Source organism: Siphonobacter sp. SORGH_AS_1065, from assembly GCF_030818595.1.
Taxonomy (GTDB): Bacteria; Bacteroidota; Bacteroidia; order Cytophagales; family Spirosomataceae; genus Siphonobacter.
On record NZ_JAUTAM010000004.1, the window covers coordinates 3,289,463 to 3,311,842 of the forward strand.

Annotated in this window: 20 protein-coding genes; 12 read left to right on the top strand and 8 right to left on the bottom strand. The window is 44.6% G+C overall.

What is annotated here, in order from left to right; all coding sequences use genetic code 11:
• Window positions 1-441: 441 nt before the first annotated feature.
• Both feoB and QE390_RS14215 read right to left on the bottom strand, forming a co-directional pair.
• Window positions 442-2,553: a ferrous iron transport protein B gene (gene feoB, locus QE390_RS14210; RefSeq protein ID WP_307142618.1), complete on the bottom strand. Its 2,112-nt coding sequence runs from the start codon at window positions 2,551-2,553 to the stop codon at window positions 442-444.
• A gap of 49 nt (window positions 2,554-2,602) precedes the next feature.
• On the bottom strand, window positions 2,603-2,827 hold the full coding sequence (locus QE390_RS14215) for a FeoA family protein (protein ID WP_106635579.1): 225 nt from the start codon (window positions 2,825-2,827) through the stop codon (window positions 2,603-2,605).
• Window positions 2,828-3,099: 272 nt separating this feature from the next.
• On the opposite strand from QE390_RS14215, the gene QE390_RS14220 reads away from it, so the two are divergent.
• The 7 genes from QE390_RS14220 to QE390_RS14250 all read left to right on the top strand — a co-directional run bounded on the left by QE390_RS14220 (window position 3,100) and on the right by QE390_RS14250 (window position 9,933).
• Window positions 3,100-3,762, top strand: a complete 663-nt coding sequence (locus QE390_RS14220; protein WP_106635580.1) for a heme exporter protein CcmB — start codon at window positions 3,100-3,102, stop codon at window positions 3,760-3,762.
• A gap of 130 nt (window positions 3,763-3,892) precedes the next feature.
• A complete protein-coding gene (gene ccsA / locus QE390_RS14225; protein ID WP_307142619.1) occupies window positions 3,893-4,552 on the top strand; it encodes a cytochrome c biogenesis protein CcsA in 660 nt (219 codons plus the stop codon).
• Between the two features lie 117 nt (window positions 4,553-4,669).
• Complete coding sequence (locus QE390_RS14230; RefSeq protein WP_307142620.1) at window positions 4,670-4,879, top strand: CcmD family protein; 210 nt, start codon at window positions 4,670-4,672, stop codon at window positions 4,877-4,879.
• 34 nt (window positions 4,880-4,913) lie between these two features.
• A complete protein-coding gene (locus QE390_RS14235; RefSeq protein WP_106635583.1) occupies window positions 4,914-5,333 on the top strand; it encodes a cytochrome c maturation protein CcmE in 420 nt (139 codons plus the stop codon).
• Window positions 5,334-5,396: 63 nt separating this feature from the next.
• Entirely contained in the window at window positions 5,397-8,000 is a 2,604-nt protein-coding gene (ccsA, locus tag QE390_RS14240) for a cytochrome c biogenesis protein CcsA (protein ID WP_307142621.1), read from the top strand.
• 9 nt (window positions 8,001-8,009) lie between these two features.
• The gene (locus QE390_RS14245; protein ID WP_307142622.1) at window positions 8,010-8,243 is read left to right on the top strand and encodes a hypothetical protein; all 234 of its coding nucleotides are present in this window, start codon (window positions 8,010-8,012) and stop codon (window positions 8,241-8,243) included.
• Between the two features lie 355 nt (window positions 8,244-8,598).
• Window positions 8,599-9,933: a hemolysin family protein gene (locus QE390_RS14250; RefSeq protein ID WP_307142623.1), complete on the top strand. Its 1,335-nt coding sequence runs from the start codon at window positions 8,599-8,601 to the stop codon at window positions 9,931-9,933.
• A gap of 128 nt (window positions 9,934-10,061) precedes the next feature.
• Here QE390_RS14250 and QE390_RS14255 read toward each other — a convergent pair whose 3' ends face one another.
• Both QE390_RS14255 and QE390_RS14260 read right to left on the bottom strand, forming a co-directional pair.
• Window positions 10,062-10,895, bottom strand: coding sequence for a hypothetical protein (locus tag QE390_RS14255; RefSeq protein ID WP_307142624.1), 834 nt, complete (start codon window positions 10,893-10,895; stop codon window positions 10,062-10,064).
• A gap of 611 nt (window positions 10,896-11,506) precedes the next feature.
• Entirely contained in the window at window positions 11,507-12,358 is an 852-nt protein-coding gene (locus tag QE390_RS14260) for an MOSC domain-containing protein (protein ID WP_307142625.1), read from the bottom strand.
• Between the two features lie 268 nt (window positions 12,359-12,626).
• Between QE390_RS14260 and QE390_RS14265 the strand changes: the two genes are divergently transcribed.
• Window positions 12,627-13,142, top strand: coding sequence for a MarR family winged helix-turn-helix transcriptional regulator (locus tag QE390_RS14265; protein ID WP_106635588.1), 516 nt, complete (start codon window positions 12,627-12,629; stop codon window positions 13,140-13,142).
• Window positions 13,143-13,171: 29 nt separating this feature from the next.
• The gene (locus QE390_RS14270; RefSeq protein WP_106635589.1) at window positions 13,172-13,759 is read left to right on the top strand and encodes a YceI family protein; all 588 of its coding nucleotides are present in this window, start codon (window positions 13,172-13,174) and stop codon (window positions 13,757-13,759) included.
• Between the two features lie 651 nt (window positions 13,760-14,410).
• Here QE390_RS14270 and QE390_RS14275 read toward each other — a convergent pair.
• From QE390_RS14275 to QE390_RS14290, 4 genes are all read right to left on the bottom strand, one after another.
• Window positions 14,411-14,794 (bottom strand): VOC family protein, encoded by a 384-nt coding sequence (locus QE390_RS14275; RefSeq protein ID WP_307142627.1) that lies wholly within the window; start codon window positions 14,792-14,794, stop codon window positions 14,411-14,413.
• A gap of 32 nt (window positions 14,795-14,826) precedes the next feature.
• On the bottom strand, window positions 14,827-15,582 hold the full coding sequence (locus QE390_RS14280; protein ID WP_106635590.1) for an ABC transporter ATP-binding protein: 756 nt from the start codon (window positions 15,580-15,582) through the stop codon (window positions 14,827-14,829).
• 71 nt (window positions 15,583-15,653) lie between these two features.
• Window positions 15,654-16,391 (bottom strand): ABC transporter permease, encoded by a 738-nt coding sequence (locus tag QE390_RS14285; RefSeq protein ID WP_106635591.1) that lies wholly within the window; start codon window positions 16,389-16,391, stop codon window positions 15,654-15,656.
• 82 nt (window positions 16,392-16,473) lie between these two features.
• On the bottom strand, window positions 16,474-17,220 hold the full coding sequence (locus tag QE390_RS14290; RefSeq protein ID WP_106635592.1) for a hypothetical protein: 747 nt from the start codon (window positions 17,218-17,220) through the stop codon (window positions 16,474-16,476).
• Between the two features lie 107 nt (window positions 17,221-17,327).
• On the opposite strand from QE390_RS14290, the gene QE390_RS14295 reads away from it, so the two are divergent.
• From QE390_RS14295 to QE390_RS14305, 3 genes are all read left to right on the top strand, one after another.
• Entirely contained in the window at window positions 17,328-18,089 is a 762-nt protein-coding gene (locus QE390_RS14295; RefSeq protein WP_307142628.1) for an SDR family oxidoreductase, read from the top strand.
• Between the two features lie 271 nt (window positions 18,090-18,360).
• Complete coding sequence (locus QE390_RS14300; protein ID WP_307142629.1) at window positions 18,361-19,302, top strand: ROK family protein; 942 nt, start codon at window positions 18,361-18,363, stop codon at window positions 19,300-19,302.
• Window positions 19,303-19,471: 169 nt separating this feature from the next.
• Complete coding sequence (locus QE390_RS14305) at window positions 19,472-21,991, top strand: glycosyl hydrolase (protein WP_307142630.1); 2,520 nt, start codon at window positions 19,472-19,474, stop codon at window positions 21,989-21,991.
• Window positions 21,992-22,380 lie beyond the last annotated feature (389 nt).

Here is a 22,380-nt window from a genome sequence, read left to right on the forward strand (position 1 = left end):
TATTACTTTTCCAGACATTAGGTTTTTTCGAGAAGTGGCCAGTGTTAACTGACCACTTTTCCTTTTTATATATCAGTTTTGAATGAGAGAAGGAGTGAATGATAGAATAAATGAATAGTCTTTCCTATTCAAATTATAAAGAAAATAACAAAGACAACCCTAACACATAGACGCGATTAGTCGCTTCTGGCTTAGAAATGGAGATAGATAAGGGCTAGCCTTGCTTTTGTTGGATTAATAGTCCAAAACTCATCTGCAAAGAATTAGTATATCATGGCCTAGGGTAGTGCTGCCAGCTTTTCGCTGGCAGCGGCCACGTTGGAAAGTCTTGGTGCTTCAGATCTATAGCATTCATTTACAGCTAACTGGAAAATAAAAAGCCAGATCGTGTTGTAACGATCTGGCTTTTTTATAAGGGTTGCTCAACCCCAAACAAATAAATTATGACAGGGACTGGAATGTAATCCAGGCAGCTACGTAGGCAATGGCCGTCATATACGTAAATTGTACGGCGGGATAAAACCACGACTTAGTTTCGCGGTAAGTGGCTGCCAGCGTACTCATGCACATCATGGCGAAAACGTAGAAGATCAATAACGAGAAAGCCACCGCAGGCGTAAAGCGTGGACCGCCCGTTTCGGGATTAATCTCCGTCCTCATTTTATTTTTTACTGTATCCGTATCATCGTCGCCGCCGAGACTGTAAATCGTGGACATCGTTCCGACAAATACTTCACGAGCAGCGAAAGAGGTTAATAAAGCAATCCCAATTTTCCAGTCATACCCCAGTGGACGAATGGCTGGTTCGATAAAGTGACCAAAGCGACCCGCGTACGAAGTTTCTAACTGAGCAGAGGCAATCGCATTACCTAACTCTTCCTGACTTAAAGTCGGATTTTCTTTAATGATCTGCTGTTCAGCCTGTTCCATTGAATCGCCGGGGCCGTAGCTGGCTAATACCCAGAGAATAATCGAAATGGCGACAATCACTTTGCCAGCTTCCAGTACAAAGGCTTTTACGGCATTCCAAACGGCCATCACAACGTGATCAACTCGAGGTAACTGAAACACAGGCATTTCCATGATGAAAAAACTGCGTTCTTTCACTTTCATTAAATTCTTCATTACCCAGGCGGATAACAAAGCTGAAACGAAACCGAGCAGGTAAAGCAGCATCAAGGCAAGTCCTTGTAAATTGAAAATTCCTAAAATGGTTCGTTCAGGAATCACCAGGCCGATCATAATCGTAAAAATGGGCAGACGGGCAGAGCAACTCATCAATGGAGTAACCATGATGGTAATCAGCCGATCTTTCCAGCTCTGAATAGTTCGGCTACCCATAATAGCTGGTACGGCACAGGCTACGCTTGAGATTAAGGGCACAACGCTTCGGCCATTCAACCCGACTTTCCGCATGAGTTTATCCATCAAAACCATGACCCGAGCCATGTAGCCTGATTCTTCCAGTAAGGAAATGAAGGTAAAGAGGAAGGCGATTTGAGGAATGAACACCACCACGCCGCCAATGCCGGCCACAAGCCCATCGGTTAATAAGCTGGTTAATAAGCCTTCGGGTAAGTTTGATTTCAGCCACTCATTTAGCGAAGCCATGCCAGAATCAATCCAGTCCATCGGATATTCCGCTAATGAAAAAATGGACTGAAAGATCAGGAATAGAATGGCGAAAAAGCTGGCATAGCCCCAGATGGGGTGTAATAAAATTTTATCCAGTTTCTGGGTGAACGTTTCCTGAGGCTTGTCGTCTTTCTTGCGAATGGATTCATCCGCAATGGCTCCCAGAATTTTGTATCGATTAACCGTTTCTTTCGTCTGAAAATCAACTTGCTGAAAGCTATGCCGACGGTTAATGTCTACTAATAAGGTACGATTTTCGGAAGTCAGGAAGCGTAACTTTTCAATCTGGCCTGCCATGAGCATGGCCAGGTAATCGTTCGCAACTTTAAACTGGGATTTGATTTCCTGAATAAATTCTTTCGATACCGTATCCAATCGAAGCACAGGTTTGGGTAACTCCGAATGCTCGATCAACTCACCTTTAATGGCAAATTTTAGGTTCTCCAATCCTTCTTCTGACTTGGCATTAATCAGCACAACGGGAACGCCCAGTCGTTCTGAAAGTAGATCAGCATTAATGGTTAAACCGTGAGCTTCCGCCACATCAACCATGTTCAGAGCCAAGATGGTATGAAAACCCAGATCAGATACCTGACTGAATAATAATAAGTTACGCTTCAGGTTAGAAGCATCGGCAACCATGACTACTACTTCCGGGTAATCCTTGCTGGCGGGGTTCGCCAGAATATCAAGCACCACCTGCTCATCCAGCGATTTAGGATATAAGCTATACGTACCGGGTAAATCGATAACGTCAACTTCGGTAGTTTTGTCCAGACGCGTAACACCAATTTTACGATCGACGGTTACACCGGGAAAGTTTCCGGTTTTTTGTCGAAGGCCCGTTAGTGCATTAAAAAGCGAGGTCTTGCCGCAATTGGGGTTACCTACCAGAGCAATTTTGGGATTCTTATTCATTTACAATGGGTAATTCGAATGAAATCCGAAGGGTTTCGGAAGAACTAAACTATTGTAACTCAACAACAGACGCCTCATCCAATCGTAGTGAAAGCGTATAATCGCCCACTTGCAGACAAATGGGGTCGCCGAGTGGAGCAATGGCCGTCAGACGAATTTCTGTGCCCGGGAGGCAACCCATTTCGAGTAACTTAAGAGCGAGATTAGGATCATGGAAACCGGCGATTACCCCTTTTTCTCCAAGCTTCAATTGCGATAAGTTCCGAGCAGCCATAGCACTTCGTTAATGAAAAACGTCTACTTGTTATTTATATTCATTCTAAAAGAATCTCAAAAGTAGGAAATAGTTCCTAACGTGAACCAGTTTTTTTGATAATTACGCATATAACGAAGCCTGATAAATAGATAACTATTTCTGATGCCAGCTATGAGTTTTCTAAAAAATAAAAACAACCAGCCGAATTGTGCTGTACCTTTGCGGGAAAGTACAGGAAGGTAAAAAGCCACCGGAAAAAGGAACCGGAGCGTACCAGTAATTAGTAAAGTATGCGGGAAGTTAATGCCCTGATAGCGAAAGAAGTACGTCTCGAATGGAGGCAGCGTCATGCCCTGAATGGGATGTTGTTATATCTGGTGAGTACGATTTTCGTGTGCTACCTGAGTTTTCGTTTGAAGGTGAATAAACTCGAACCCATTACCTGGAATACGCTCTTCTGGATTATTCAGCTTTTCACGGCGGTAAGTGCTATCGCCAAGAGTTTTACGCAGGAAAGAGCTGGTCGATTGTTATATTATTATACCCTGGCTAGTCCGGTAGGAGTGATCCTCTCCAAGATGATTTATAACACGGCTTTGATGCTGGGTTTGTCGCTGGTAGGATTTGGCGTATACGCTTTTGTGATGGGAAATCCCGTCGGCGATCTGGGAATGTATCTGGTGTCGATTGTGCTCGGTGCGATGGGTTTTGCCGGAACGCTGACCATGGTAGCAGGAATTGCCAGCAAAGCCGAAAACTCGCCTACACTGATGTCCGTGTTAAGCTTTCCCATTATCCTTCCCATGTTACTGATGTTGCTGAAACTTTCCAAAAATGCCCTGGATGGTCTGGACTGGAATTCCAGCAGCGACGAAATATTAACCCTACTGGCTCTGAATGGAATTGTCTGGATACTATCCCTGATTTTATTCCCGTTTATTTGGAAAAGCTGATTTTCAAGGAAATTTCTCTGCGAATAATCATTAGTTACGTTACTGAAACCAGTGTAGCTTTATCATCATCCCGAATGTTGGGAAACATTCAACAAACTGAATTTTTAATTAATTGCTTATCTAGATTGCTATGGCTTGGTGGAAATATGTATGTATGTTTTTGCTGTTTTACGTCTACACGGGAGGTTTGCTGTTACCCATACCGCACCAACCGATCCTCTACGAAACAGCCCGGAATTTATACTTCCACGTTCCTTTATGGTTTGCGATGATTCTGTTGCTGGTGTTATCGGTCTGGTACGCCATCAAATACCTTCGTAAGGGTAATATGGATGATGATCTTCAGTCGGTTGAGTTAGCGAACACAGGTTTGGTTTTTGGAATTTTAGGATTTATTACCGGAGCCATCTGGGGAAATTACACCTGGGGGAGTCCGTTACCGCAAGATCCCAAGTTATTATCGACCGAAATTGCCATGCTGATTTACCTGGCGTACTGGGTTTTACGAGGTTCTTTCCGCGACGATCAGCAGCGGGCTCGTATTTCGGCGGTGTATAACATCTTCGCCTTTGCCGCTTTCATTCCTCTGACTATCATTTTACCCCGTTTATCGACAAACTCGTTGCATCCTGGAAACGGTGGCAACCCCGGTTTTAAGATTTACGATTCTGATCATACCATGAAGTTCGTTTTTTATCCAGCGATCATCGGGATGATCCTATTAGGTTACTGGATTTCAACGCTTCGGATTCGTTACCGTCGTCTGAACGCCATTGTAGAAGAGAACTAAGCAAAATCATTGGTGAAGCCGGATTTGTGTTGTCTCTTTGTTTTTTACATCCACTCAGCTAAGCTGACCATTTTAAAAAGTTAAGGTTAGGAGACTTGATTTCCAGCCACTGAATACATGAAAAAAGCAGGATTATTTTTACTGTTAACTCTTCTCTCAGGCAACCTTTTTGCTCAACAGGACGTTGAAATGGCCGATACCATGCATTCAAACGGCAAAATTTACGTCGTTGTAGCCGTAATTGCCGTTGTTTTGATCGGTTTGATCATTTACCTCCTGAATCTGGATCGGAAGCTGACCCGACTAGAAAAAGAAATTAAAAAGTAGTACCCCTGATTTACCAATAATTTCGAGCATCACGATGAAAAAAATACACCTCTTAGGTATCGCCGTTATTGCTGCGGCTATTTTCATTCTTCTTTCTACGGCGGGTGACGCCAGTACGTATGTTGATTTCGCAAAGGCTGAGGAGATGGCAAAAGGTGGTGACGACAGTAAAGTACACGTAGTAGGTAACCTTAAAAAGGACATGGCCGGAAAAATTCTGGACATGGAGTACAATCCTGCAGTGAATGCCAATCTATTAACGTTTTCGCTGGTAGATGATCTGGGAGTGGAGCGTAAAGTGATTTACCACGAGCCTAAACCACAGGACATCGAGAAATCGGAGAAAGTGGTTGTCGTAGGCCGTATGGAAAACGGAATCTTCGTTTGCGATCAGGTATTACTCAAATGCCCTTCGAAGTACAACGATGCCAAAGCCCCAACGGCAATGAAATAAATTGATGATTGAATAAGTGGGTTATCCCCTCATTCAATCATTCACGCATTCAATCATTGAATTATGCATTACTGGATTGGAAATACGGGTCACCTGGCTATCCTGACATCGTTCGTGACAGCACTGGTGGCGACGTTTGCCTACACGAAGGCATCACAAAATACGCTGGAGGCCAGCTCCTGGCAGCGATTTGCCCGGTATTCCTTCTACGCTCACGCCGCAGCCGTAGTTACCGTGGTAGCCAGTCTGTACTGGATTATCTACAATCATTATTACGAATATCACTATGCTTGGGATAATTCATCACGTTCATTGCCAGCATATTATGTAATTTCCAGTTTCTGGCAGGATCAGGAGGGAAGCTTCCTGCTCTGGATATTCTGGCTGGCGGTCATTGGAATTTCGCTGATTACTTATTTTAAAAGTAATAAACTCGAACAGAAGGTAAGATTTGAAGCTCCGACCATGGCTATTTTCGGTCTGGTACAGGCATTCCTTTGTTCGATGATTCTGGGTGTGGTGATTCCGGGCCTGGAAATGAAAATTGGTTCTTCGCCCTTTCTGTTGTTACGCGAAGCTCACCCGGAGTGGCCGGTTTGGGCCTTAAAGCCCGAATTTATTCCTGAAGATGGGAATGGGCTGAACCCACTGCTCCAGAATCCCTGGATGGTTATTCACCCACCGACCTTGTTCTTGGGTTATGCCCTAACGCTGGTGCCTTTTGCGTTCTGTATTGCCGGTTTGTGGAGAAAAGAATACAAAAGCTGGATCAAGCCTGCCTTGCCCTGGACGGCTCTGGGAGCGTTGATTTTGGGGGTGGGTATCATGATGGGTGCCATCTGGGCGTATGAAACGCTAAACTTCGGCGGTTACTGGAACTGGGACCCCGTTGAAAACGGCATTTATGTGCCCTGGTTAGTACTGGTAGCGGCTTTACACACGCTCATTATTTACCAAAACAATAAGAGTACCCTTAAGATTTCCAGCATTCTGGTGATTGCTCAGTTCATTCTTGTCTTATACGCGACATTTATGACGCGAAGCGGAATTCTGGGGAATGCCTCCGTGCACTCTTTTACGGATTTAGGACTTTCGGGTCAGTTGTTGATTTACCTGTTGACGTTTACGGTATTATCCATTGGGTTATTATCGTGGCGTTGGAAAGACATGCCGAGTTCAGATAAAGAAATCTCGACCTATAGCCGTGAGTTCTGGATTTTCTGCGGAGCAACGGTTATCTGTCTGGCAGCATTCCAGGTGATTACCACGACGTCTATTCCGGTTTACAATGCATTATTAGCCAACTTTGGTATTAAGTCAAACATCGCTTTACCCGCCGATCAGGTGAAGCACTATACGGACTTCCAGCTTTGGTTCTTCGTAGTCATCGTAATTCTGAATGCCATCGGACAATACTTCTGGTGGGGTAAAGTAAGGGTTGAAAAGACGGAACCTAAAGTCGAAGGGAACGTATTGGTTACTCGCGGAATGAGTTTCAACCTGGGTGCCTGGGAAGTATTCTCAACACCTCTGATGATCACGTTTGTCTTAACGGCAATTCTGATTGTAGCGATGCAGGTAGGTGCCTGGAACTGGATCTATCTGGTCTTATTACTAGCGGCTATTTTCTCGCTAGTAGTTAACTTTTCTACGATTCTAACGGTACTGAAAGGTAAATGGCAACTCTCAGGTGGAGCCGTTTCGCACATAGGCATTGCCTTAATGCTGATTGGCGTTCTGTTCTCTTCGGGGTATTCAAAGGTCGTTTCTCAGAATAGATCAGGACTGATTATTTTTAACGATAAAAAGGTTGATACCAAAGAAAACGTTGATAATCAGTTGCTATGGATGAATCAGCCACAACAGTTGGACAAATACCTGGTAACCTATAAAGGTCAGTTCCTGGAAGCACGGGAAGTGCCGGGTTATTTACCTAAATCTTGGGTAGAGTTGATAGAAAACGACTTCCATGCCGTAGCAAAACAGGACATCGTAAAAGATGGTAAAACCTATTACAAGAAAGGCGATACGCTGGCGGTTTTCCCTGAAAACACGTATTACGAAGTAGAATACCGTCAGCAGGATGGAAAGATTTTCAGTTTGTTCCCTCGCGTTCAGGTGAATCCAAGGATGGGAAATGCGGTTTCGCCTTCCATTCGTCATGAGTTAACCCGCGATGTCTACACGCACATTACGGATGCTCCGATGCCCAATCAGGAGAAACAATGGAGTGCCACGGAGACGCAAACCGTATCAGTAGGGGACACCCTGATTCTCAATGATTACGTAGCCATGTTCCGTGGTGTAGAACCCGTTCGTGAAGTGGATGGGGTAACGCTCGGTCCTCAGGACGCAGCCGTACAGGCGGACGTTGAAGTGTTTGATAAGAGCGGACGCAGTGTGGCAGTGAAGCCTATTTACTTCATTAAAGACCGCACCGTAGGATTGAAAGCGGCTACCAGTGATGAACTAGGGTTACGCTTACAGCTAGCTCAGATTGATCCTAAAACGGGTCAGTTTACCTTCAATATTAATACCTCTCAACGGGATTACATTGTCATGAAAGCTCTGGAAAAACCACATATTAACCTACTGTGGATTGGTACAGGATTGCTAGTAGTGGGGATGTTCCTTTCGACGGCTCGCCGTTTTAAGGAAAGCAAATAAGGAATACGCATGAAAGGGTTCACACTCAAAGAAATACTCTTACTATCGGCATCCGTAGGTTTTCTGATGATCTGGGTGGGAGAAATTATCTCAGGTCGGGTCAACTGGCGGGATTCCTATTTCTGGCTTATGTTCTCGGTGGTAAGCTTGCTGGGGTTTCAGTACTACAAAAACCAGCGGGTGATGCGGGAGAAAAACCAGACGCCTCCGGCACCAGAGGTTAAGCCTCGTAAGAAAAAGTAATCCAAAGCCCTGTTCTTAGAACAGGGCTTTTTTATGACCCTACCTCCGTAGAGACGCGATTCATCGCGGCTGGGTAAAAGGCGATTTTATTAATAACAATTGGTGAGAGAATCACTGGTGCGAGATTTCAATCTCGTACCCAAAATAGGATCGATTTCTATCTGTTAACCCTGTGAAAGGCAGTTAAAAACTGCTGAATTATGAGTACGAGGTAGGAATCTCGCACCAGTGGGCTAGCAATCTTACATCAGTGGTAGGTTAAATCAATCTTACGGAAAACGGCAAACCGAAAACTGTAAACTAAAAAATGACTATTTTGCAGCAAACTTCTGCAGGCGACTGCCTGTGCTAACGGATGACTTCCCAGGAATTTCTCATCATTTTACTTTCCATGCTGGCCTCTGCCTTTTTTTCGGGCATCGAAATGGCTTATGTGTCAGCAAATAAATTATACTTTGAGCTTCAGGCCAAACAAGGCATTGTCACCGGGCAGATCATCTCTGCTTTCCTGAAGCAGCCTTCCAAATTTATCGGCACCATGCTGATTGGAAACACGTTGGCTCTGGTGATTTACGGGATTTACATGGAGGGCTTCCTCCACCATGAGTTCGAAATCTGGCTTTCTCAGTTACCGGAATCTCTGAGTTTTCTGCATAACGATTTCGTTCAAATTATTCTGCCGTCTTTACTGGCAACAATCCTGATTCTGGCCGTTGCTGAGTTTACGCCCAAATCATTATTCCTGCTTAATCCTGATGTTTTTCTGGAAGTATTAGCCATTCCAATATGGCTGGTTTATTACCTGATGTATCCACTAGTATATGCCATTGTTTCGGCTTCCAAATGGTTCATTATTAATGTATTACGGTTAAAATATTCGGAAGTAAAACCCATTTTTGGCGTCACGGATTTATCGAATTACCTCGAGAATATTAACGTTCCCGAAGGCAAAAAAGAAGAAGTAGCCGACGTGGATACCAAGATTTTCAATAACGCTCTGGAGTTTCGGCAGGTCAAAGTGCGGGATTGTATGATTCCCCGGACGGAGATCGTTGCGATAGACATTGAAGAAGGCATGAAAGGCCTAAAAAAGATGCTTCAGGCCAGCGGACACTCAAAAATTCTGATTTACCGAGAATCCATTGAAGATGTCATTGGCTACTGTCACGGGCTGGCAATGTTCAAAAAACCGAAAGACATTGAAAGTATTCTGAATCCGATTCTGATTGTGCCGGAAGCCATGTCGGCTCAGGATTTGATGATCAAGTTTACGCAGGAGCGAAAAAGTGTTGCTCTCGTTGTCGATGAATTTGGGGGAACCTCGGGATTGGTTAGTCTGGAAGATATTATCGAACAGATCTTTGGCGATATTCAGGATGAATATGATGATTCGGAAGACTGGGTGGAAAAGAAAATCGATGACCGCACGTATCTGCTTTCGGCCCGTCATGAAATCGACTACCTGAACGATAAATACGCCTGGAATTTCCCCGAAGGTGATTACGATACGCTCGGCGGGTTGATCATTACCATCAATGAAGACTTACCCCAGCCCAACGAAGTCGTGGTGATGTATCCTTTTCAATTCCAGATTATGGAGATGAAAGACGCCCGAATCGATACCGTTAAACTTACCATCACGGGACCGATTCCCGAAGAACGAAAGCCTTCGAAAGAAATACGGCATTAAGGCTATCGCAGTCGCTCGGCTTTACCAAAAGACTGTGATAAACGAATATACTTCTATGTGCTTTGCCTCAGACGGCCAGGGGCCTACTTCCAGGTGATCACTCGGCAGAGCCGAGCGACTGCGGAACTCTACAGTAACCACAGAGAAAAGAGAAAAACACCATCACCTATCCACCGATACCGCTGGTTTTTTAGAAAAAAATCAGCGTCATAGCGGATGTGGAGTAAGGCCAGACACATCAGGATTTCTGTAAATGCAAACCGACGTTGATAAGGAAACAGATCGGTAAAATTGATGCTCAGGAATAGAATAAGAATGCTGGCTAGAATCAGGAAGTTGACAATGTTGGGTAAGCCATCCCGGAAGATGCTAGAAAAATTGGGTGAGGACAGCTTACCTTCTTTCGTTTCCATCCAGGAGAATAACAGGAGGTTCTGAAAGGCGATCAGGCCAAAAATAACAGATAAGCTTTTATCCTGCCAGGAAATATCGGGTTGATTGGCAAAGGCCACTCCCCATACGCCGCCCGTGTAAACCAGAGCAGTAAGGGGCTCTTTCAGAAAGTACCATTTGCTTTTAGGGCCAAGGCGATTGACCATAAATAAATACAAGGCTACTACTCCGGCTAAAATCAAACCCCAGCGAATGAGCGAAAGGGGTAAAAAAGGAGTGATCGCTGCCGCCAATACTCCAGCGGCAATAGTAGCCTTCCACAAAAGGGCGGCATTTTGTAAGTGAAACTGGTGGCGAGGGGTATTAGGGACGGGTTTTCTGCGAATATCCAGTAAACGGTCCAGCGTATAAATAAACCAGGTTGTCAGGCCCAGACTTGCTAAGGCCCAATAGTTAATTTCTCCTCTTCCGTCGGGTAATCTACTACCGGCAGCGGCACTTAAGACGGCACCGGCTACTATATCCAGGTTAAGCCAATGAATTCTTTGTAATACAGATCGTACTCCCACAACTAATACTTTTCAAAGCCCAAAAGTAGAAAGCTTTTTAGTCCAGAAAGTCGAAAAAGGGGAGATATGTTTTAATAAAATTCAAGAATAAGAACGGAGCTGTGTCGGAAGGGTTATTACTGACCACAAATTCAGACCACTCCGCTCTGGGTAATCGATAAAATTGGATGGGTAAGCGGATGTAAGATAGAGCTGCAAACGACTGGGAGATTTACGTCGAGGATGATAACATCGCATTCATTTTGGTCGGCCTATAAAAGAAGCTAAGCGGAGATTGGAGCGGCCGCCGCTGCGGTTTGGAGTTTGGAGTTTGGAAAGAGAAAACCTATAAAGGTAGGAGGGTTGCTTAAAAAGAGAATCATAACCCCGGAGGGGTTTAACATGGATAGCCCCGGGTAAGACCCGGGGTTGCATCGGGGTTACCTAATGGATGAACCCGGTCTGGATGGGCCCTCTGTGTTAATCCGGGGTGGAATGTGTTCAGTTATTCCTAATGTATTTATAAATCCCTAAAAATGCCTTTTACCCATACGCGATGAAGTCGCTTCTCCACGCAAGGTGTTGGTATGGGCTGTGCTGGAATTGCCAATACAAAAGAGCAGAGCAATTCATTAAATTTCCACCTGAAGAGGAGCTTCCTTAACTTTTGATACCTCAATCAAATCACCGACTTTAATGCTTTGAGTAATACTTCCGGGAAGTAAGTTTTGGCCGAAGAGAATTTTATTATTCCAGTTTCGGTATTTACTCAGCGTTTTCAGCGGTTCTTTTCCTTTTTCAGCCGTTGTTTGATCAATTGTAGTTAACACACAGCGGGCACAGGGCTTTACTCCAAAAAAATCCTGCGGACCTACCTTAAATGCTGCCCAGGTATCTTCCTCATACGGATTTCCCCCCGTGAAAACCAGATTAGGCCGGAAGCGATTCATGGGAACGGGCGATTCCAGACGAGCGTTCAAATCATTGAGCGATTCCTGACCAATCAACAGAAAAGGATACCCATCCGAGAAACTGGTAATCTCTCCGTGAGAAGCATAGCGGGAGTCTACTTTCCGTTGGGTGCTTTCGGGCTGGAAAACCAGTCGGCAAGGTTGATCCAATGCTTCACTAAACCAGCGATCCGCTTCCGCAGAAACAGAAAGGGCTTCCATCGTATCGTCCCAAACCTGAACCGTTAATGGTTCGGAGCTGTCATTCTTGAAAGGGATTAACAAAGGCAGGAGATTTTTCTGACGATGCGATACGAGTAAGGATTCCCCTTCGATTTTTACATCAATCAGGGCAAGAGCAGGCAAACTCCGTTGAGTCATGAATTTACCATTTGCGTCAATTAACATCCAGCGGCGATCATATTTCAGTCCCCGGGAAGTCAGTTCCGTTTCCGTCAGGGAAATGCCAGCGAGCGACTTAATAGGATAAATCCAGATTTCTGATAAAGTCAGGGGAGTGATTCTTGCTTCCATACACAAAACTAGAATTTTATTAGGGGAAGATTTTAATGAAAGCAAAAGGATTGTAATAAATGTAGAAACGTTTAAATAACCTAGTCGAGCATAATAAACTGGATAACAGTCTAATAGGATATATTTTTTTCGAAAAAAGACTATATCTTCGAAGGTTCGCTACAAGACTTTTAAGTGTTAATGAACGTTAAAGTCGAAATAAAAGTTAACAAGTATGTATATACATTAAATGTAGTTGAATATATTTGCAACGTATTTCAGTAACACCATGTCAATTGAAACGGAAATAAAACAACGAGCGGCATTTACCAGTCCTTTTCATAAGGTTATGGTAAACCTGATTTATACTAATAACTGGATAACTTCGAGAAACTCAGAAGATTTAAAACCGTTTGGATTAACCATTCAGCAGTTCAACGTATTACGCATTCTCCGTGGGCAACATCCAAATGCCATTACAGTGAACGCCATCATTGACCGGATGCTCGACAAAATGTCAAATGCCAGTCGATTAGTAGATAAGCTTTTAGCTAAAGGCCTGGTTAGTCGCTTGGTTTGTCCGAATGATCGCCGTGCAGTGGATGTTCGGATTACCGACAAAGGCTTGGCTCTCCTGAGTGAGATTGACAAGGGGATGTCGGGTTGGGAAAGCGAAATTACGGGTCGACTGACGGTCGAAGAAGCCGAATTATTAAGCCATCTGCTGGATAAAATGCGTGGAAACTCCACCAGCACCGATTGCGATGGAAATGAAGTTGTTCCTGAACACGAGTCCGTTAACTAAAATTATTCTCCCAAATCAATTAATCAAAAATGAAAACAGTTAAATTCTTCGTTGCTGCTCTTGCAGCTGGTATGTTGTTCGTAAACGCTGCTAAAAAGCCTACGCCTGTTAAAGTAGATGTAGCAAAATCTTCAGTAATCTGGTTGGGTAAAAAAGTAACTGGAGAACACTCAGGAACGATTGCTCTGAAAGATGGCCAATTGATACTCGACGGAGGTAAACTGGTAGGTGGTAACTTCACAATGGACATGAAGACCCTGAAAGTTACGGACGTAAAAGACGAAAAAATGAACGCTAAACTGAAAGGTCACCTGGAAAATGATGATTTCTTCAGCGTAGCTACTCACCCTACTTCTACATTAAAAATTACAAAAGTTACTCCTAAAGGCGGTAACAACTACGAAGTAACGGGCGACCTGACCATCAAAGGAAAAACAAACCCAGTAACGTTCCCCGCAACAGTTGATCCTAAAACGGGTGTAGGTACCGCGAAAATCAAAATTGACCGTGCGAAATATGACATCCGTTACGGTTCAAAAAGCTTCTTCGATAACCTCGGAGACAAAGCCATCAATGATGATTTCGAACTGGACGTAAATCTGGCTACAACGAAATAATTAATTTGTGCTCATAGTACAAAATCCCCGGCGATTCGTTTCGCCAGGGATTTTTTGTAATGATAGAATGATAGAATGATAGAATGATAGAATGATAGAATGATAGAATGATAGAATGATAGAATGATAGAATGATAGAATGATAGAATGATAGAATGATAGAATGATAGAATGATAGAATGATAGAATGATAGAATGATAGAATGATAGAATGATAGAATGATAGAATGATAGAATGATAGAATGATAGAATGATAGAATGATAGAATGATAGAATGATAGAATGATAGAATGATAGAATGATAGAATGATAGAATGATAGAATGATAGAATGATAGAATGATAGAATGATAGAATGATAGAATGATAGAATGATAGAATGATAGAATGATAGAATGATAGAATGATAGAATGATAGAATGATAGAATGATAGAATGATATTGCTTTCAGGGATTGATTTTGGGGTAGAGACGCGATTTTATCGCGTCTAGCCGGGGAATGAAAATCATTTTAATCGTCACCAAAACCGCCTCTACCCAGACGCGATGAAGTCGCGTCTCTACCTAAAAAACATCGTGTCCCGTTTTAAAAGTTTCGGGAAGTTGAATAAACAACTAACAACCGCAGCCGCTAACAACTAACAATAATAACTAAACCTCATACAGTTCAATGGGCAGATCGTCTGGATCAGCCAGGAAGGTAAAGCGGCGTTGGGTCCATTCGTCGATTCGGATGGGTTCGGTTGCTACACCCTGGTGCGTTAGCTTGGTAATAGCTGCTTTCAGATCCGTCACGGCAAAGGCTAAATGTCGTAAACCCTGAGCTTCGGGCCGACTGGGTCGGGCTGGAGGATTAGGGAAGGAGAATAATTCAATCTGATACAGACCATTAACGGCCAGATCAAGCTTATAGGAATTACGTTCTGCTCGATAGACTTCCTGCACAATTTCCAGTCCTAATATCTCCGTATAAAAATGTTTGGAACGTTCGTAATTGGAGCAGATAATGGCAACGTGATGAATGGACTGTAACATACAGGTAGGTAGAATAAAGGTTTGGTAGGGGGTTATTTCTTGGATTGTTTCATCCGACGAATGAGCTGACTCGAATACAGGAACTCTTCCAGTTCGGGCACTGTCGTATCCAGAATATTCTCGTTGGTTCCTTCCCAAAGTTTCACGCCCTTGTGGAGAAACTTAATATCCTCTCCAATGCCTAACACCGAGTTCATATCATGGGTAATCACAATCGTCGTGATCTGATATTCATCCGTAATTTCCTGAATCAATTCATCGATTTTAACGCTGGTTAAAGGGTCTAGTCCGGAATTGGGTTCATCGCAGAATAAGTACTTGGGATTCATTACGATGGCTCGGGCAATACCTACGCGTTTCTTCATCCCACCCGAAATCTCGGAAGGCATCCGTTTGGCGGCGTTGTCTAGGCCCACCCGTTTCAAACAGAATTCAGCCCGTTCAGTTTTTTCTTCTTCTGACTGATCCGTCAACATATCCAGCGGGAACTTCACGTTTTCAAGCACAGTCTTCGAATCAAATAGAGCTCCACCCTGAAAAAGTACGCCCATCTCCCGGCGAATGTCCCGCTTGGTATCCGCATCTCCCGACCAGAAATCGCGGCCATTGTAAAGTACCTGACCACTTTCGGGTTTGATCAATCCCACAATACATTTCAGTAATACGGATTTCCCCGTACCCGAACCACCGATAATCAGGCTGGTATTACCAGGTTCAAACTTGCCTGAAATGCCATCCAGAACGACCCGACCATTAAATTCTTTGCGTATATCTTTTATCTCGATCATGACTATTATTTCTCCCTTCCCCGAACGATTCCATCATAATTGGAATCATCCAACGGAATGCATTCAAAAACTTAAAGCAGTAACTGAGCCAGTAAATAATCGGCCACCAGTACGGCAATACAACTATTAGTAACGGCGGTAGTGCTGGCTCTTCCTACTTCCAGTGCTCCTCCTTCGGTGTAATAGCCTCTGAAAGCCGAAATGGAGGTAATCAGGAAGGCGAAAACGACGGTTTTAATCAGAGCAAAAGGTACGTTGAAAGGAATAAAGTCGGCCCGGATACCGTAGATGTAATCTTCTGGCGTGATGGCTCCCGTAAGCGTGCCAGCTACGTAACCTCCCCAAATGGAAAGAAAACCTGCCATGGTAATAAGCATGGGAAAGACCAGTACAGCGGCAATGATTTTGGGTAATACCAGGTATGAAGCAGAGTTAAGGCCCATCACTTCGAGTGCATCAATCTGTTCTGAAATTCGCATGGTGCCCAAACCGCTGGCAATGTTAGAGCCTACTTTCCCGGCCAGAACAATACAAGTAATGGTAGGAGCAAGCTCCAGTAAGGTCATATCCCGAACGATCAATGAAATGACGTAATCCGGAATGAAGGGGCTGACGAGGTTATAGGCTGTTTGAACGCAGGTTACGGCTCCAATGAAGGTTGACACAATGGAGACAATAAAAATGGAATCGATGCCGATGGCAACGGCTTCTTCTAGTATTTGCTTTACGTATACGCTCACTTTCTCGCGGCGGGTGAAAAGCAAACTAATAAAGATGAAGTAACGCCCGAGTCGGGTAAGTAAATTCATGGCTGAAACGTAGCTAAAGTAAAGGGTAGAAATCAGGAATGGCGGCGAAGCACGGTTCCCAAATTTCAGGTTACTGATTTAATTAAAAAAACAAACCAACGCCCAATCGGGCACTGAGTGTTCCGGCAGTTTGCGTAAAGGCGGGCCGAGCTGTGTTTAAACTAACCGGGCCAAGCGTCGCTTGAATGGGAATATCATCGAAAACCGGACGCGAACGCAAACCATCCACATCGACGAACAGCTTAACTGTTGGTGTTAGTTCATAATGAAGACTTCCTCCGACTCCATACATTAAAGCCTGTGAACTGACTTGAGGGGTCGAAACCCGTAAATCGTACGTATTATTATCCAGCGGAAAAACGGCTCTGCCTTCGCCCACAATGCCGGGAAATTTCACGAAAAGGAGGCCCCCATTTAATCGCAGGTCAACGCGAAACCGGCATCCCAGTTCAAAAGTATAGTAAGGCGAAAGATAAGCCGAAGCAAATCTGAAATTTTCTGCCGTTGCCCGAAGTTCGCTAACCAGCGGAGCATAACCTGCTGGTAGATACCGATTCCTCAGGTATTCTGTCATTTGGGCTTGTTTAACCGAATGCGTCCAGTAGGTTCCGGTCAGGGCTATTCCGAAATGTGGCGAAAAGTCATGTCCAAGCGTCAATCCGTAGTTAGGGCCGATATTGACTAACTCGGCTAATTCCTGCGTATCAGAATCTTCGAACTTCCCATAAGGAATGCTTGGCCCCACGCCAACCTTCACGTAAAACGGAGTTTGAGCGTGTAGAAAGGTACCGATTAGGAGGAAACCCAAAAGCAGGGCGTATTTTCGCATGGGAATATAAATTTTTTACGAATTAAGCACCAGAACACCTGACTGTATGCGGTAAAGAAAAGGTTCTTTTTCTTTTTTTCGTATACGGAATTAATAATTTGCTGATAATGAGTGATTTGAAATCTGATAATGCCATGCACACTTCGGTAGGAAGTCATTTTGGAAGACCCTGGATTGTGGTAACGGGTGGAACCAAAGGAATTGGAAAAGCAATCATTCGACGATTTGTGAAGGATGGTTTTGATGCCATTACCGTAGCACGCAACGCCGAAGACCTGGAACAGTTCAAAAAAGAAACGGAGCAGGAGTTTCCCGGCAGTACCTTATTAACCTATACCGCAGACCTAGGGGAACGCTCCCAATTGGAAGCCTTCGCGGCCTATGTAAAAAGCCAGAATCGACCGCTGGAATTACTGGTGAATAACACCGGGCTTTTTCTGCCGGGCGAAATCCATCAGGAAGAAGAAGGAACCTTTGAATTTCTGATGAATGTAAACGTCGCCTCTGCTTACCACCTGACGCGGGCTTTGTTACCAAACATGCTGGAACGCCAGAGGGGGTATCTCGTGAATGTTTGTTCAACGGCAAGTATTACGGCGTATACCAACGGGGGTTCTTACTGCATTTCCAAGTTTGCGTTATTAGGGATGACCAAAGTGCTCCGGGAAGAACTCAAAACGAAAGGCATTAAAGTAACTGCCGTATTACCCGGAGCCGTATACACCAACAGCTGGGCCGGGACAGACCTACCCGAAAGTCGCTTTATGCAACCTGAAGACGTAGCCGAATTACTCTGGACAAGCTACCACCTGTCACCTTCGGCAGTAGTAGAAGAAATCCTGATCCGCCCACAATTAGGGGATATTTGATGAGTTTTGAGTTTAGAGTTAATGATGTTTTGAGTTTAAGTTTGTTGGAATCCGCACCCTACCTTACTAAATCATCGTGTTATTAACTCGAAACGTAAAACCCTAAACTCAAAACAGATAATCTAAGAATTCTCTTTCGAAAAGATTTGTTTTTAAAAAATTTTATTTTTTAATGAATGTAATGGGGATAAAAAGAATAAATTAAGAAAGAGAAACCTTATTTTCGCCCCAGTTTTCTGCAATTGTTTACCAAAACCTGTTTCCAATTTTCATGGCTGATAACCAGTACTTAGGCATAGACGTGGGCGGAACGAACGTCAAAATGGGCATCGTAGACGCAAACACGGGTAAAATTTCCAACTTTTACAGCCACGATACACTGAGTTGGCGGCAATCTGGCCACTTTGAAGAAAGGCTGGGGGATGCCATTTCGCTGCAATTACTTGATAATCCTTCTCTGACGAAAGTAGGTATTGGCCTGCCGGGAATGATTAATAATAAGCGTACGGTACCCCTCGAGATTACAGCTATCCCTGAATTAAATAACGTTAAGTTGGTTGAGTACCTGAGCGGTCGTTTTGCCGGGGTATCTTTCTATCTGGAAAATGATGCTAATGCGGCTGCGTTAGGCGAATTTTACTTTGGCGAAGAGAAAATCGACGAGAACTATATCTTCATTACCCTCGGAACGGGAGTAGGTGGAGCGGCTATTCTGAACCGTCGTGTATTCACGGGCGGGAACGGAAACGCTATGGAACCCGGTCATATTCCTTCCGTAAATGGGAAAGTGCTGGAGCGTAACATCGGTAAAAACGAGTTACTTAACCTGGCCAATGGCATGCGGAAAGACTACGCCGGAGCGACGCAATTACCCGGTGATGGCACGATCTCAACGACAGGTCTGGTAGCTGCGGCTGCGGCTGATGATGAACTGGCTCTGAAAATCTTCGAACGCGTAGGCGAAATTTTAGGAGATGGGCTGGCTTCATTGGTACGGATTCTGGACATTAACCTGATCCTGATCGGTGGTGGTTTATCGGCCTCTTTCGATTTCATTATGCCTGCTGTTTGGAAACAACTCAAATACTGGCTGACTCCTTATAACCTGGAAACCATGGAAATCAAACGGGCTACGCTCGGAAATGATGCCGGACTTCTGGGTGCTGCTTCACTGTGCTTCGACGTGCAGGACGGTGCCGGAGCTGAAGGATAAGCTGTTAAATTTCATCGTTGAAAAGCCCCTTTCTGGAAAGAACAGGGGCTTTTTTTGTAAGCAATCGTACGAGGCACTAACGTTCAAATCGTCTTTATCCAAAAGAAAACCAGAAAACCCAAGGGCAATTGCTCTATTTTGTGTTTTTTAGAGGATTAATTTGAATATAATGAAGTTTATTCGTTACGCCTGCTTGCTGCTGCTGCCGCTTTCTTCCCTGGCACAAACCAAAATCAATACGGCAAAACCCTGGGCGTACTGGTGGTGGATGGGGAGTGCGGTCACCGAAGAGGGAATCCGTAAAAACCTGAAAGACTACGCTGACGCGGGGCTGGGAGGTTTACACATCATTCCCATCTACGGAGTAAAGGGGTACGAGCAGCAATTCCTGCCCTTTCTGAGTCCATCATGGAATAAGGCTCTGGACATTACCTTGAAGGAAGCCGAAAAATTAGGGTTGGGCATTGACTTAAGCTTGGGGACGGGCTGGCCTTATGGGGGCCCCTGGGTAAGGGAAAGCGATGGGGCCCGGAAGTTTGACTTTCAAGGGGATAGCTTACTAAACTTACCCACAAAACAACAGGTAAAACGGGCGGCTCCCGGTGGCGAAGGACTCGTCGTTAACCCTTTCGACGAAACGGCCATTCGCAATTACCTGACTCATTTTGAGCAGAACCTTCTCAAAAACAACAAAGTACGTTCCTATTATAACGACTCGTACGAAGTATACGGGGCTACCTGGACCAATGATTTCTTACCTGAATTCAAACGTCGTAGAGGGTATGACTTTAATCCGGCGATTTTAAAACGAAAAGAGAATTTAACAGCGGAAGAACGCCAGCAGTGGGCCGATTATCATACGACTTTATCCGAACTGCTAAGGGATCGTTTTACTAGTTTATGGACGAAATGGTCGACGAAAAATGGAAAAATTACCCGCGATCAGGCCCACGGTTCTCCCGGAAATATCATTGATTTATACGCTCTTGCGGACGTACCTGAAACGGAATACTTCGGTAGCAAGCAGTATAAAATTCCTAACTACCGTTTAGACCCCGACTATGATTCTACCCGCTTTGGCGTTCCCGGAACCTTAACCATGCAGTTTGCTTCATCAGCGGCTCACCTGACGGGAAAAACGCTGGTATCTTCCGAAACCTCAACCTGGTTGGCTGAACATTTCCGGGTATCACTTTCGCAGATTAAACCCATTGTGGATGAGTTATTTACGGGCGGGGTTAATCACATCTTCTATCACGGAATTCCGTATTCTCCGCCCGAAGAAAAATGGCCCGGCTGGCTGTTTTACGCTTCGACTAATTATAACCAGCAAAGCCATTTCTGGAAAGATTTACCGGAACTGAACCGATACATTACCGCAGGTCAGGAGCGATTACAGGCCGCCAAACCCGATGCCAGTGTATTGCTATACTTCCCGATTCAGGATGTTTGGCATGGTGTAGCAGCGGGCGAAGCTCCCTTTTTATTTGATGTCCATGCAAATGCCCGTCGCTGGCTGAATGATACGCCTTTTGGTGCTACGGCTTCCGAACTTCGGATGCACGGGTATCAGTCCGATTTTGTGTCGGATAGTCTGTTACATCGCTTTTCGGTGAAAAACGGAAAACTTGTTTCCGAGGCCGGAACGGTGTATCCCGCTCTGGTTATTCCAGAAACGAAATACATGCCGATTGAAACGCTGGCGAAGCTTCAGGAACTAAGTAAACAGGGAGCGAAAATTGTTTTTGTGAAGGCATTACCTGCTCAGGCCAGCGGTTACCACAACGGGCAAACGCGGAAACAGCAATGGACCGAGCTTTCCAAACCGTTACAACCACTCGTAGCGGCGGATTACCTGCAAAAGCTGAAAGCATGGAAGATTCGTCAGGAAAATATGGCTGAGCTGGGGCTTTCCTACATTCGGAAAAAAAATGCAGAAGGGACCTTATACTTCGTTACTAATTTAGGGAATGAATTTCATCGGGGAACGTTGCGGTTAGCCAGTGCGGCTCGTTCCGTAGAGGTAACGGATCCCTTGAGAAATCGTCAGGGGTATATTCCGGTAAGGGCTCAGGCGGATAGTACATTGGAAATTGAACTGGCTCTGGAACCCGGAGAGTCAGTATTTCTGCAAACTTTTGCTTCCATGCGAAAAGGAAAAGCTTGGCCAGAATATCCGCTGGCGAAAGATACGTTAAGCATTAAGGGCATCTGGAAAATTGATTTTCTGGAAGGTCAGCCGCAAATGCCGCCGCCATTGGCTACGTCCCGACTGGTTTCCTGGACGGAGCTGGACCATTCTGAAAGTGAGAGCTTTAGTGGAACGGGCCGCTATTCTATTCAATTCAAATTACCTGCTAACTGGGAACCGGGAGAAAATAGAGTATTGGATTTAGGCTCCGTCCGGGAAACGGCCACGGTTCGTCTGAATGGTCAGTTACTCGGCAAACTCTGGAGCTTGCCTTACCGAATTCAGATTCCTTCCCAGTTACTGAAAGCCCAGAATACGCTGGAAGTAGACGTAACCAATAGCTCGGCTAACCGAATTCGAAAATTGGATACGGATAAATTTCCCTGGCGGAAGTTCTACGATATCAACTTTGTAAGCATTCAGTATAAGCCATTCGACGCTTCCAGATGGGAACTGGAACCTTCGGGCTTATTAGGGCCAGTGGTTATTTATAAATAGTTTAGAGCGGCCGCCGCTGCGGTTTAGAGTTTAGAGTTTAGAGTTTAGAGTTTAGAGTTTAGAGTTTAGAGTTTAGAGTTTAGAGTTTAGAGTTTAGAGTTTAGAGTTTAGAGTTTAGAGTTTAGAAAGGGAAAACCAGTAAAGGTAGGCAAGCCGTTTGGAAATCGAGATCCTAACCCCGGAGGGGTTCAATATGAATAGCCCCAGGCTGGATAGCCTCGGATGACAATCCAAGGGGACGGGTGGTTAACGCATTTACGAATTCCTCTCGCCCTGGCTGGTGTCCTCACCAGCCATTCATAAAGGCCTAGTGATTGGTGAGAACACCAGTAAGGGCGATGGAATTCTAACCCCGAAGGGGTTCAACATGAATAGCCTCGGATGACAAT